This window comes from Terasakiispira papahanaumokuakeensis (assembly GCF_001709345.1).
Taxonomy (GTDB): domain Bacteria; phylum Pseudomonadota; class Gammaproteobacteria; order Pseudomonadales; family Halomonadaceae; genus Terasakiispira; species Terasakiispira papahanaumokuakeensis.
Window position 1 is genome coordinate 972,742 of record NZ_MDTQ01000001.1, and the last position, 12,032, is coordinate 984,773.

Below are 12,032 nucleotides of genomic sequence, written 5' to 3' on the forward strand. Positions count from 1 at the left end.
GGATAAAAAACGCGCCAATGCCCTTCACCGAATCCCCTCGCACCCCAACACCCTCAACCTCGCTCTCAACCCCAAAAAACCATCGAGCAATCTATTAATAGCTATCAATAACGACCCATCAACACCAATGACCAATAGCATCTCAATGGCTTAAGCTTGTTGTTTGAGGGCTGATGTTAGATGATTGACTATTCAATTAGATCGCTTGGCGGCCCGTAAGACTCGATATGAATATCAAATTGGTTTTTCTCATGATGGCGGCATTCAGTATTGGTCTGAGTGCCTGTTCTGCGGGGCCTATCAGTCGAGCAGACGCGCCAGGATTTTCACAGGAAGGTGAAGCCACCTTTTATGCGGATAAGTTTCAGGGGCGGCTGACTGCCAGTGGTGAGCGCTTTAATCAGCAGGCCATGACAGCTGCTCATCGGCGTTTACCCTTCGGCGTTAAGGTCAGGGTGACTAATTTGGCTAATCATAAAAGCACGATTGTGCGCATCAACGATCGTGGCCCTTTTGTGTCAGGTCGAGTGATTGATCTGAGTAAGTCGGCCTTCCGGCGAATTGCAAATATCCGAGCCGGTGTCGTGAATGTCAAAGTAGAGGTCGTAGATTAATTGGGTGTCGCTTTTAAGCTATTTGACGCTGATGTTCAGGGTGGGCGTTAGGGTTAAAACGATCATATTTAAAATGACCAGACTTGATATTGTGACTTAATATGAGTGAGAGCAGCTATGACATCGCCAGGTAAACTCTTTTTCTTCTGCGGCAAGATGGGCGCAGGCAAATCCACAATGTCGAAGAAAGTGGCTGATCAGCACCATGCTGTGCTGATTTCTGAAGATGATTGGTTGAGTGCACACTATCCCACTCAAATTAAGACATTGGATGATTACATGAGGCTCTCTAGCACAATTAAGCCTTTTATTCAGTCTCATGTTGAACAGATTTTAAAATCCGGTACAGATGTTGTGATGGATTTCCCTGCCAATACCGCTGCGCAACGGGCCTGGTTTGCGTCTATTGTCTCTGATGCCGAGTGTGATCATGAATTGATTTATTTGGATTTAACGGATGCCCAGTGCTTATCTCAGATCGGCCAGCGTCGGTTAGAACAGCCTGAGCGTGCTGCTTTTGATAATGAGACTACCTTCTATCAGGTGACTCAATATTTTGAAGCGCCACAGGATGATGAAGCTTTCCATATCGTGAGGATTGAACCTCGTATTAATTGATCAGGATATCGGGATGATTCGTACGTTTGTTCAAGATGACATGGAGGCTGTGCTCTCGATTTGGCTCGATGCATCGATTGAAGCGCATCACTTTATTGAAGCCGCTTATTGGCAATCGAAAGTCCAAGTGATGCGGGAGGTTTACCTCCCAGCCTCAGAGACCTTCGTTTTTGAGCGTGAAGACGGCGTGATCGGCTTTTACAGCCTCTATGGAGATCATTTAGCCGCGCTCTTTGTTGAGCCTCAGGCTCAGGGCAAAGGGATTGGAAGCGCCTTGCTGAGCGATGCCAAAAAGCGGCGGGCAGCGTTACAATTGACGGTCTACCAAGAGAATCCCCCCAGTGTTCTGTTTTATCAGCACCAGGGCTTTGAGATCCAGCAAGCACAGCAAGATGAGCATACTGGCCATGCTGAATGGCTTATGACGTATGCGCATCGCTAGCACATGGCTGAGCGCCATTGAGGGCGATGCTGGGATGCCTTGTCTCCTTGTCTCTACTGGATTACAGTGCAATGAATTAAACAACCGTTTGCTACGCTTATGACTTCTAATCAAAAGCTTCAAGGTATTCAACGTTTTGTCGATATGATTCCCCATTGTGCTGCTTTTGATATGCAGGCATTGTCGGTGACCGATGAGCTGCTGGTGATGACACTGCCACCCAATGAAGCGTTGGAGGGGAACGCCGATGACCATTTGGTGCATGGTGGTGTGTTGACGATGTTGATGGATACCTCCTGTGGCGCTATGGCGGTGCTGGCACTGCCTCAGCCGGAGTCCTGCCCGACGGTCGATTTACGGCTGGATCACTATCGACCCGCTGTGATGGGCGCCCCTTTGTTTTGCGAGGCTCGGGTGATGCGCTTTACCGATAAGATCGTGTTCACCGAGGGGTTGATTTACCAAGAGCGCGAGCGACCAGTGGCACGCGGTATCGGCACCTTTATGCGAATGGGCGTGGAACGCACGCCAAAAGGTTTTGCCGAATATCTGTTTGGACAGGAGGCAGGGCAATGAATGAGACGGAGCTGAACGGCCAGGAGCCGGTTGAGGGAAGTGCTTCGGCCGCGACTGTCATGCAGTGGCTTGCCCGTATTCCTTATGCTCGGTTTATGGATGTGCAGGTGCATGAGGCCGCTGACGGTTTATCTTTTGTGTTGGCACCGCATCGCCATAATGTTGGTAATCCGGCATTGCCAGCTTTGCATGGCGGTGTCATTGCGGCCTTTATGGAAACTTGTGCCGTCCTCGATGTGATGGCGCATACCGGCGGGCGACAAGTCCCTAGAGTGGTAGATTTCTCCATTGATTACCTGCGTTCAGGGCAGCTGCAACCGACTTATGCGCGTTGTCAGATGAACCGTCTTGGGCGGCGTGTGGTCAATGTCAGCATCACGGCCTGGCAGTCTGATGAGTCAAAGCCCATTACCATGGCCCGTGCACATTTAATCTGGCCTGAAACCTGAGGCGCCTGTCTTTCGGTCGTGGCTGTCATGAGGCTTTTGACTGTCATGATCCCCTTGAAATGTTGGCCTATGGCCCCATTTGTCTCTTCACGCTAAGTCGTTTTGTATTTTGGGAGAGACATCATCATGAGCCAGGCCGAGAAACAGACTCTTGGTTTCCAAACGGAAGTTAAACAGCTGTTGCACCTGATGGTGCATTCTCTGTATTCCAATCGTGAAATCTTCTTACGTGAGCTGATTTCCAACGCATCCGATGCGTGCGATAAACTGCGCTTTGAGGCGGTTCAGCAGTCAGATTTGTTGTCTGAAGATGCTGAGCTGCGCGTTCGGGTCAGCTTTGATGCGCAAGCCGGTACCGTCACCATTGATGATAATGGTATCGGGATGAACCGTGAGGAAGTGATTGCTAACCTCGGGACTATTGCACGCTCAGGTACCGGCGAGTTTCTGAAACAGCTCACCGGTGATCAGAAACAAGATGCCAGCCTAATTGGTCAGTTTGGGGTCGGGTTTTATTCAGCTTTTATTGTCGCCGATGAAGTTGAGGTGGAAACTCGTCGAGCGGGTGAAGCCCATGACCAAGGTGTGCGCTGGACCTCACGTGGTGAAGGTGAGTTCACTATTGAGCCGGTTGAAAAAGCCACTCGTGGAACGCGGATTACTTTGCATCTGAAAGAGGATGCAAAAGAGTTTGCTGATGGTTTCCGCTTGCGCCACATTATTCGCACTTATTCTGATCATATTGGTCTGCCGATTGAATTGCCGGTAGAGCAACAAGCTGAGGATGATCAGGAACCCACTGAAGCTTGGGAAGTGGTCAATAAGGCCAGTGCTTTATGGACGCGTCCGAAGAGTGACATCAGTCAGGAAGACTACGAAGAGTTTTATAAGCATATTTCCCATGATTTTGAGGCGCCGCTCACTTGGGCCCACAATAAAGTGGAAGGTAAGCAGGAATATACTTCTTTATTGTATGTACCTAAACGCGCACCGTTTGACTTATATAATCGAGATGCGCCGAAAGGGTTAAAATTGTATGTACAGCGGGTCTTTATTCTGGATAATGCAGAACAATTCCTACCGCTGTATCTGCGTTTTGTGAAAGGGGTAATCGATTCTGCTGATTTACCACTGAATATTTCGCGTGAGATTCTGCAGCAAAGTCCGCTGACGGATAGCATCAAATCGGCGTTGACTAAGCGTGTCTTGGATATGCTGGAAAAACTGGCGAAGAACAAGCCGGAAGAATATGCCAGCTTCTGGGCTGAGTTCGGAGAAGTGCTGAAAGAAGGGCCTTCAGAAGATCCGTCCAACCGTGAAAAAATTGCAGGATTGCTGCGCTTTGATTCCACCCACGATGACGGTGGCAAAAAAGCGGTTGCGCTGAAAGACTATGTTGAGCGAATGAAGGAAGGCCAGGATAAGATTTATTACCTGGTGGGCGATAGTCTGAGCCAGTTGAAATCTTCGCCGCATCTGGAAGGCTTCCGTAAGAAAGGGTTAGAAGTCCTGCTGTTGAGCGATCGTATTGATGAGTGGTTAATGAGCCATCTACATGAGTTCGACGGAAAATCTTTTGTGGATGTCGCTCGCGAAGGCGCAGACCTGACTGAGCTGGATTCTGAAGAAGAGAAGAAAGCGCAGGAAGAAGCCGCTGAAGAGAAAAAAGCACTGGTTGAACGTCTATCTAAAGCGTTAGAAAGCCGTGTCAGTGAAGTGCGTGTCTCGACCCATCTGACTGAATCACCCGCCGTACTGATGATTGGTCAAGGTGACTTAGGTCCGCAGATGCGTAAGATTCTCGAAGCGGCCGGTCAGCAGGCACCTGATAGCAAGCCGGTGTTGGATATCAATCCAAGCCACCCGCTGATTGCGCGTTTGGAAGCTGAGGCGGATGATAGCCGCTTTGGTGAGCTGGCAGGCATTGTGTGTGATCAAGCGGCGCTGGCTGCGGGCCAAGCGTTAGAAGAGCCTGGTGAATTTGTTCGTCGCCTGAACCGCTTACTGCTGGAAATGAGCCAGTAATCGGAAGCTTGCGTTGCGCTGAAGGCGCAAGATGTTGCTTACAGGAGGCCTTTGGGCCTCCTGTTTTGTTTGATGTCTTTAATGAGAGGCGATTGACGGATTTGATAAAATGATTCACGGAAATGTGGTATTTATTATGCTATTTTACGTCGTGTCTACATAGCGCTACACCTGGAAACGCAAGCGCATGATTTCGCTCATTTCAAGTGTCGCGAGCTATGGACAATTTCCTGTGCCCCCGTTATCGTTTTACAAGTGGCCTTTTTTCTTTCAATACCGGGGCAGCTGAAACCGGTTTAGGGATTCTCTGGAGACGTCGTGGAGCGTAGAACTCTTGTCAAAGCGCTGTCCGTGAGCGGCTTTGTGGCGCTCGGCAGTGGTTCTGTAATGCGCCAACTGCTTAATTCTGCGCCAGCCCAACAGGCTGCGCAATCACCTGTGTTGCTGCCCAAGAGTTTTGGGGTTGGGGCTGCTCAGGGGCAATGGGCGGGTGCTCAGCTGGCACATGGTATGGAAGATATGGGCATGCCGGGTTCAGCTTCGCAGCAGGCTGCAGGTTCTGCCGGGCGAATGTCGGTAGGTGAGCATCAGCTGGCTCAGCAGGATGCTGCGATCAAAGATCATATGCCTACCCAGGATATGTCCCCAGCGGACAAGGTCCGTTATTTTGAAAGTGTTTTTGATGATGACTTCTTTATTTCTGATGCCAAGCTGGCGTTGCTTCGAGAAACTCAGCGACGCTTGGATCGGCTTCAGCGCTTAGTGGGCCATGGTAATTTTAACCTTTTGTCCATGGATCAGGCCTTTCGTTATGCGCGTAACTACAGCCAGGTCGGCGATTTTACTGTTCAGGAAAAATCACTTTTTGAAGAGTTGTTTGAGGCGGATGCCCGACGTTATGGCTTTTATGGTAACAAGGTAGTTGACAGTCTGACCGCAACGATTCCATTGAAAGAAGTCGAGAAAATTCCTGGAACCGGCCACTTTTTATATCGTGATAAGTCGATCGATTTCTATAATCGGCTGCGTAATCAAGTCGGTGATACGTTAGTACTGACCTCCGGTGTGCGCAGTGTGGTGAAGCAGATGCACCTTTTCTTTGCCAAGGCTGACCAGTCTGCGGGTAACTTATCTAAGGCATCACGATCGTTGGCTCCGCCCGGTTATTCCTATCATGCGATCAGTGATTTTGATGTCGGTAAAGTGGGCTTTGGCTATCGTAACTTTACGGCCGATTTTGCTGAAACAGATGAGTACAAGCGTATTCAGGATTTGGGGTTTGTGAAAATCCGCTATACCGCCGATAACCACTTGGGTGTGCGTTATGAGCCTTGGCATATCCAGGTTACCTGATGATGGGCCTACCTCAATTCATATGGCTAATCCAAACACCGCCTCCGGGCGGTGTTTTGGCAAGCTGCTCTCTCAATGACTTAAACTGACGTTTTTCCTCAGTGACTCAAGCTGACTTAAAAGGACCGATATCGCTTTATGGCTGAGACTCCCACGCCCAAGATTTTTCATGCCCTTTTTTTGTTATGTGGTCTTGTGATCGCGATTGCTGCTTATCGCGAGATGACGCGCGAAGAGGTTGAGCCTGTTGAGGTGTTGCAGCGGCCTGATCCTATCCGCCATTGGCCCAACTTGGCCGATGCGGATAGTGTCGATGTGCGGAAAATGCAGTTTTTTGGTTTGCTCAAGCCCTTGGTTGATTATGAAAATGCTCGGTTACGTCAGGAACGGGCTCAGTTAATGGCACTGTATGTTGATCGTGACCAATTGACTGAACATCAACAGCAGCAGTTGTCGCAGTTGGCAGCACGTTTTAAAACGCCAGTACCGGAAGTGAATACCCAATGGCATCGATTGTTGCGCCGTGTGGATGAGCTTCCTGTGGCGCTGGTGTTAGTTCAGGGGGCAAATGAATCGGCCTGGGGAACGTCTCGATTTGCGGTCAAGGGCAATAATCTGTTTGGGCAGTGGTGTTTTAAACGTGGTTGTGGCTTGGTGCCACGTGCGCGCTCCGAAGCTGCTCGGCATGAAGTCAAACGGTTTTCTACCGTACTGGCTAGTGTGCAGAGCTATATGAATAACTTGAATACCCATCGAGCTTATTTTCAGCTGCGACAGCGGCGTGCTCAGTTGCGCGCTGCTGGGAAAACCGTAAGTGCTTTAGCGTTGGCCTCTGCGTTACAAAACTACTCTCAGCGTGGGCAAGCGTACGTGCGAGAGTTGAAAGCGATGATTCGAATTAATCGCCCTTTAATTGAGCAGCTTGCGCCTGCTGAGACGCCTTAACGATCAGTGGTCAAGCCGATTCCTTCGTGCTTGACCACTTGTCTTGCTTAAATGGCTCATCGAGCTTGAATCTCTCCTCTTCCTTGACCCCTTGTGTTCATTCTTGTGGCTATCTGCTTGCTGCACTGTACTTGAATGGACTCCCTGTGTTTTCCTGGCCGTGTTAGCCTGATCGCTATTGTCTGAAGAGCAGATCATGGTGTCATGAGGCGATGAGCCTTGAGGTCATCTGTTCTGAAGTTGTCATCGTTGGTCAGCCGAATGGTTGATCACTGAATGGCTATTGGGAGGTTTTATGCATACGTTGGCTCAGTTGCCATTTGAGTCGCGCTACACGCAGTTGCCGACGCGACTATATCAACGCCTACGTCCAACGCCTCTAACATCACCTGTTTTGGTGGCGTTGAGTGCTGATGCCGCGCGCCTGATTGATCTTGATCTTTGCCAATTACAACCTGAGCAACTAGCCGCGCATTTTGGTGCGGGTGAACCTCTTCCTGGGGATGATCCTGTGGCAATGAAGTATGCGGGTCATCAATTTGGTGTCTGGAATCCTCAATTGGGGGATGGGCGCGGCTTGTTACTCGGGCAAGTGCGCAATGACCGTGGTGAGCTTTGGGATCTACATTTGAAAGGATCTGGACGGACGGCTTATTCGCGCTTTGGTGATGGTCGAGCGGTCTTGCGTTCTTGCTTACGTGAGTTTTTAGGTAGTGAGGCGCTGTTTCATTTGGGCATACCCACGACTCGGGCATTGTGTGTGGTGATGGGGCAGGGACAAGTGCGTCGTGAAATGCCAGAGCCAGAGGCCACCCTGGTGCGGATGACCCGCTCTCATGTGCGCTTTGGACACTTTGAGCATTTGCACTACAGTGGTGATCGAGCGGGTTATGAAGCGTTAATGCAGCAGGTCATTGAAGATCATTGGCCTGATTTATTGGCGATACCCGATCAGGCTGAGCGCTGGGCGCATTGGTATGAAGAGGTGTTGAAGCGAACAGCTGAGTTAGTGGCCAAATGGCAAGCCTACGGTTTTTGTCATGGGGTGTTGAATACAGACAATATGTCTATTTTAGGGGAGACCATTGATTATGGCCCCTTCGCTTTTTTAGATGAGTATCGGCCGGATGCGGTATTTAACCATTCTGATGACCAAGGTCGCTATGCGTTTGATCGTCAGCCCAAGATTGTGCATTGGAACCTGACCGCACTGGCGGAAACATTAACGCCTTATGTGTCTGTTTCCACGCTCGAAGATATTCTGGCACGTTATTCGGATTATTTTCAGCAGGCCTATCGCCAGCAATTGAGCGCCCGCCTAGGACTTGCTGTTGAGCAATGGCCTCTAGTCGAGCGGTTTCTGCAGTTATGTCGTGAGCAAAGTGTCGATTGGACGTTGTTTTTACGTGATCTGGCCGAAAATAAGGATGAGAAACAGTTATTGGATCATGTGTCGGATCAGGATCTGTTTCAGCACTGGTTAAGGCATTGGCGAAAGGCTGTTGATGAACGGTTTGATTCTATTGAGCAGCGTGTCGAAGCGTTATGTGCGGTGAATCCATGGGTGTTGCCACGCACACATGTGTTACAGGTGGCGATTGAGGCTGCTGAACAGGGCGATTTTACCGAGGTCGCACGTCAGTTACGCAGTTATCGCCAGCCCTACCAGCGTTTACCCGGCCATGAAGATCACGCTGCACCGCCTCCCGCGGGGAATTTTGTCCATTTAAGTTGTTCTTCCTGAGGGGTAGGTTGCTCTTCTGGAGGGGTAGGTTGCTCTTCTGGAGGGGTAAGTTGTTCTTCTGGAGGGTTAATTGGCTCGTCTTGATGGCCTCTATATCGGAATCTGTATTCAGGCACAGACGTGAAAGGCGCAATCCGCTAGAATCAACCCTCTATTTCATGGGTGAAATGAAGGATCAACATGAGCCAGATGTTTCCGGTTACCGTACTGGGTGGTGGCAGTTTTGGCACTGCACTGGCGACCATTGCAGCAGAAAATGGCTATCCGGTGACCTTGTGGGTGCGTAATGCTGAACTTGCGCAAACGATTAACGAGACACGCTACAACCCACGTTATCAACCCGATTTGAAGTTGCCTGAATCGTTAACCGCCACCAGCGACCTTAAGGCCGCATTAACAGGCGCAGAGCTCGTCTTTATGTCGATTCCCAGTAAGGGGTTCGCCGATGTATTGGCGCAAGCGCGGTCTTATTTGACCCCAGACCAGATCTTGGTCAGTACCACCAAGGGGATCGAAGCCAATGGGTTTAAACTGATGAGTCAGATCTTGTCTGAAGAGACTGGCTCGACCCATATTGGGGTCTTGTCTGGGCCTAATCTTGCGGGTGAGATTGCCAAACACCAGCTGACGGCGACAGTGATCGCCAGTGAAGATGATCAGACCCGTTCACGTGTCCAACAAGTGTTGGGCTCGCACTATTTTCGTGTCTATGCCAATACGGATATCTATGGGGTTGAGCTAGGTGGTGCCTTGAAGAATATTTATGCCATTGCCGCAGGTATGGCCTCGGCACTGGGCATGGGGGAAAACACACGTAGTATGTTGGTGACACGCTCTCTGGCGGAAATGAGCCGTTTTGCCGTCAGTTTGGGGGCCAATCCCATGACGTTTCTGGGGCTGGCAGGGGTGGGCGATTTGATTGTGACATGCTCATCACCGCTATCACGCAATTACCGCGTGGGGCAGGCGTTGGGAGAAGGCCGTTCATTGGACGAAGCCGTTGATGCACTGGGGCAGGTGGCCGAGGGGGTCAATACGGTACGCTTGGTGAAGCATAAGGCCGAAGCCATGGGGATTTATATGCCTTTGGTGACGGGCCTTTATGAGGTGCTCTTCAATGATCATGATCCACGCGATATTGCTCACTTGATGATGAATAATCAACAAAGTACGGATGTGGAATTTGTTTTGCCCCGTGAGGAAGTGATTAAATCAGCACAAAAGGTTGCACGGATGCCTGCAGTCAAAGCATCAGGAGATCAAACTCATGAATGAACCTAAGCCTTCTTTAATGAAAGATGAGCAGTTTTGGCTGCGTCTACCCTTTATGCTGTTGTTTTTTCTCGCCTATCAAATCACCGAACTGGTGATTTTTGGGGTGATATTGATTCAACTGCTGTATCGCATGCTCATGGGTGAGCGGCAAATGCAGTTACTGCGTTTTGGGGCTCAGTTAAGTCAGTATGCGTATGAGTGCTTCCGTTATTTGACGTTTAATACCGAGACCAAACCGTTTCCATTTGCGGAATGGCCGCTAGGAGAAGCGCCGGAGCGCAACCCCTATATGCCGACGGCCGAAACCTCGACAACTGATGGCGTTGCGACGACCGGTAGGGCTGCGACGACTCAGGAAGCATCGACGTCAACGTCGGCTTCTGAGGAGAAAACGTCTAAGGTCGATCACTCGCAAGACTCTTTGGATGAAGGGGCTGACGCTGAATCGGGTCAGACCGGATCCCATCCAGCAGACCCTCGCGCATGAGCCGTTTCTGGTGGATGCGACATGCTGAGGCCGCGCCAGGTGCAGTGGATGCTCAGCGGGCTTTAACCCCCTATGGGCAGCAACAAGCTCAGCAAGTTGGGCAGTGGCTGCAGCAGCAATCGGTTCAACCCGAGGCGATTTATAGCAGTCATTACTTACGGGCACGGCAGACTGCTGAAGCATTGGGTCGCGCGCTACAGCTGGTGCCTGAGGTGCTGGCGGATGTGACACCAGAACACAGTGTTGATCAAGCGTTGGCACAATTATGGCCATTATCGGGGCGCCCAGTGTTGGTGGTGACTCACCAGCCGTTGTGGGGCGCCATGATGGCGCGACTATACTCTGAGCCCAATCAGCCTTGGGCGATTCCCCCAGCGGGCTTAGCTTGGATGGACGGCGAAGTGATTGCACCGGATTGCCTCCATCTAAAACAGGTGTTGGCTGAGGTGCTGTGCGAGCGTGATACTTCAACGGGGCATGGAGCGCCTTAAAGAAGTGTCTCAATGAAGTGCCTGAATGAAGTGTCTTCATGCGAGTGCATTAATCTTAATGCGAGTGGATAAGGATATAGACCGCGAATGATGGATGAATACTGGAACTGGCCTTTTAAAATCTGGCAAAGCAGTGCTGATGTGTTGGGTCGTCAATGGCTGGCAAGTCAATGTCGCCTGTTACGCCAACATTTGGATGAACTGGCACTCGCCCCGCGAGTGCCCCATGATATTCAGCGCGATCAGCTTGAGGTCGCTGGGCGACATGCCGAATTATTGAGCCCAATAGGCAGCGAAACGCAGCGCTATATTCTTTATCTTCATGGCGGAGGCTTTGCTCTTGGGTCCTTGGATACACATCGTGAGTTGGCTGCTTTGCTCGCTCGGGAGGCGCAGGCCCATGTGTTGTTACTGGATTACCGATTAGCGCCTGAACACCCCTGGCCTGCGGGGTTAGAAGATGCTCGGGCGGCCTGGCACTGGCTGCATGATACAGGTGTGTCACCGGAACGTTTGGTGCTAGCGGGTGACTCTGCTGGTGGTGCACTGGTGTTGGGATTGCTACAGCATCTACGCGATGCCCATTTACCTCAGCCTGCTGCAGCGGTGATGATGTCGCCCTGGGTCGATCTCACCTGTAGTGCGCTATCTATTGATTACAATGCGCCGACTGACTTGGTGATTCAACGCCCTCAGTTGAAAGCCTTCGCTGAGCTGTATGCCGGTCGTCGCCCTCTCAATGATCCCGGTATTTCACCGCTGTTTGGTGATTTATCTCAACTGCCGCCGATGTTGCTGCAGGTCAGTCAACATGAGTCATTACGAGACGATGCTGTGCGCCTGAAGCGCGGTTTGCAGCAGGCTGGAGGCGAGGTTGAGTTGGAAGAAGTGCCTTGGATGCCGCATGTGTGGCAACTGATGAGTAGCTGGTGGCCACAGGCTGCGGCATCATTACGTCAGGCCGGGCGCTTTGCGCGTCAGCATAGCGAGGCCTGATATCTCTGGTTATGACA

General features: G+C 50.8%; 13 protein-coding genes. All 13 read left to right on the top strand.

Annotated elements, in window-relative coordinates; all coding sequences use genetic code 11:
- Positions 1 to 227 precede the first annotated feature (227 nt).
- The 13 genes from BFW38_RS04275 (at position 228) to BFW38_RS04335 (ending at position 12,015) form a co-directional block, all read left to right on the top strand.
- Positions 228 to 614: a septal ring lytic transglycosylase RlpA family protein gene (locus tag BFW38_RS04275; protein WP_068997280.1), complete on the top strand. Its 387-nt coding sequence runs from the start codon at positions 228 to 230 to the stop codon at positions 612 to 614.
- Positions 615 to 731: 117 nt separating this feature from the next.
- On the top strand, positions 732 to 1,232 hold the full coding sequence (locus BFW38_RS04280; RefSeq protein ID WP_068997281.1) for a P-loop nucleotide/nucleoside kinase family protein: 501 nt from the start codon (positions 732 to 734) through the stop codon (positions 1,230 to 1,232).
- Positions 1,233 to 1,245: 13 nt separating this feature from the next.
- Positions 1,246 to 1,674: an N-acetyltransferase gene (locus BFW38_RS04285; RefSeq protein WP_068997282.1), complete on the top strand. Its 429-nt coding sequence runs from the start codon at positions 1,246 to 1,248 to the stop codon at positions 1,672 to 1,674.
- 99 nt (positions 1,675 to 1,773) lie between these two features.
- The gene (locus tag BFW38_RS04290; protein WP_068997283.1) at positions 1,774 to 2,250 is read left to right on the top strand and encodes a PaaI family thioesterase; all 477 of its coding nucleotides are present in this window, start codon (positions 1,774 to 1,776) and stop codon (positions 2,248 to 2,250) included.
- Positions 2,247 to 2,699 carry a PaaI family thioesterase gene (locus tag BFW38_RS04295; protein WP_245686063.1) on the top strand — a complete coding sequence of 151 codons (453 nt, stop codon included), beginning with the start codon at positions 2,247 to 2,249 and terminating at the stop codon, positions 2,697 to 2,699. The genes BFW38_RS04290 and BFW38_RS04295 overlap by 4 nt, the downstream gene beginning before the upstream one ends.
- A 123-nt stretch (positions 2,700 to 2,822) precedes the next feature.
- Positions 2,823 to 4,724, top strand: a complete 1,902-nt coding sequence (gene htpG / locus BFW38_RS04300) for a molecular chaperone HtpG (protein WP_139116671.1) — start codon at positions 2,823 to 2,825, stop codon at positions 4,722 to 4,724.
- Positions 4,725 to 5,042: 318 nt separating this feature from the next.
- Positions 5,043 to 6,077: a M15 family metallopeptidase gene (locus BFW38_RS04305; protein ID WP_084004446.1), complete on the top strand. Its 1,035-nt coding sequence runs from the start codon at positions 5,043 to 5,045 to the stop codon at positions 6,075 to 6,077.
- Between the two features lie 138 nt (positions 6,078 to 6,215).
- Positions 6,216 to 7,022 (top strand): glucosaminidase domain-containing protein, encoded by an 807-nt coding sequence (locus BFW38_RS04310; RefSeq protein WP_068997285.1) that lies wholly within the window; start codon positions 6,216 to 6,218, stop codon positions 7,020 to 7,022.
- 295 nt (positions 7,023 to 7,317) lie between these two features.
- Positions 7,318 to 8,766, top strand: coding sequence for a protein adenylyltransferase SelO (locus tag BFW38_RS04315; RefSeq protein WP_068997286.1), 1,449 nt, complete (start codon positions 7,318 to 7,320; stop codon positions 8,764 to 8,766).
- Positions 8,767 to 8,946: 180 nt separating this feature from the next.
- A complete protein-coding gene (locus BFW38_RS04320) occupies positions 8,947 to 10,041 on the top strand; it encodes an NAD(P)H-dependent glycerol-3-phosphate dehydrogenase (protein ID WP_068997287.1) in 1,095 nt (364 codons plus the stop codon).
- Positions 10,034 to 10,528, top strand: a complete 495-nt coding sequence (locus BFW38_RS04325; RefSeq protein ID WP_068997288.1) for a DUF4389 domain-containing protein — start codon at positions 10,034 to 10,036, stop codon at positions 10,526 to 10,528. The genes BFW38_RS04320 and BFW38_RS04325 overlap by 8 nt, the downstream gene beginning before the upstream one ends.
- Positions 10,525 to 11,019 (top strand): phosphohistidine phosphatase SixA, encoded by a 495-nt coding sequence (gene sixA, locus BFW38_RS04330; RefSeq protein WP_084004447.1) that lies wholly within the window; start codon positions 10,525 to 10,527, stop codon positions 11,017 to 11,019. The genes BFW38_RS04325 and sixA overlap by 4 nt, the downstream gene beginning before the upstream one ends.
- Positions 11,020 to 11,106: 87 nt before the next feature.
- On the top strand, positions 11,107 to 12,015 hold the full coding sequence (locus BFW38_RS04335; RefSeq protein WP_068997290.1) for an alpha/beta hydrolase: 909 nt from the start codon (positions 11,107 to 11,109) through the stop codon (positions 12,013 to 12,015).
- Positions 12,016 to 12,032: the final 17 nt, after the last annotated feature.

What these genes read in the sequence shown, in the direction of transcription:
- BFW38_RS04275 (WP_068997280.1), top strand. Translation starts at nt 228, where the DNA reads ATGAATATCAAATTGGTTTTTCTCATGATGGCGGCATTCAGTATTGGT.
- BFW38_RS04280 (WP_068997281.1), top strand. Translation starts at nt 732, where the DNA reads ATGACATCGCCAGGTAAACTCTTTTTCTTCTGCGGCAAGATGGGCGCA.
- BFW38_RS04285 (WP_068997282.1), top strand. Translation starts at nt 1,246, where the DNA reads ATGATTCGTACGTTTGTTCAAGATGACATGGAGGCTGTGCTCTCGATT.
- BFW38_RS04290 (WP_068997283.1), top strand. Translation starts at nt 1,774, where the DNA reads ATGACTTCTAATCAAAAGCTTCAAGGTATTCAACGTTTTGTCGATATG.
- BFW38_RS04295 (WP_245686063.1), top strand. Translation starts at nt 2,247, where the DNA reads ATGAATGAGACGGAGCTGAACGGCCAGGAGCCGGTTGAGGGAAGTGCT.
- BFW38_RS04310 (WP_068997285.1), top strand. Translation starts at nt 6,216, where the DNA reads ATGGCTGAGACTCCCACGCCCAAGATTTTTCATGCCCTTTTTTTGTTA.
- BFW38_RS04315 (WP_068997286.1), top strand. Translation starts at nt 7,318, where the DNA reads ATGCATACGTTGGCTCAGTTGCCATTTGAGTCGCGCTACACGCAGTTG.
- BFW38_RS04320 (WP_068997287.1), top strand. Translation starts at nt 8,947, where the DNA reads ATGAGCCAGATGTTTCCGGTTACCGTACTGGGTGGTGGCAGTTTTGGC.
- BFW38_RS04325 (WP_068997288.1), top strand. Translation starts at nt 10,034, where the DNA reads ATGAATGAACCTAAGCCTTCTTTAATGAAAGATGAGCAGTTTTGGCTG.
- sixA (WP_084004447.1), top strand. Translation starts at nt 10,525, where the DNA reads ATGAGCCGTTTCTGGTGGATGCGACATGCTGAGGCCGCGCCAGGTGCA.
- BFW38_RS04335 (WP_068997290.1), top strand. Translation starts at nt 11,107, where the DNA reads ATGATGGATGAATACTGGAACTGGCCTTTTAAAATCTGGCAAAGCAGT.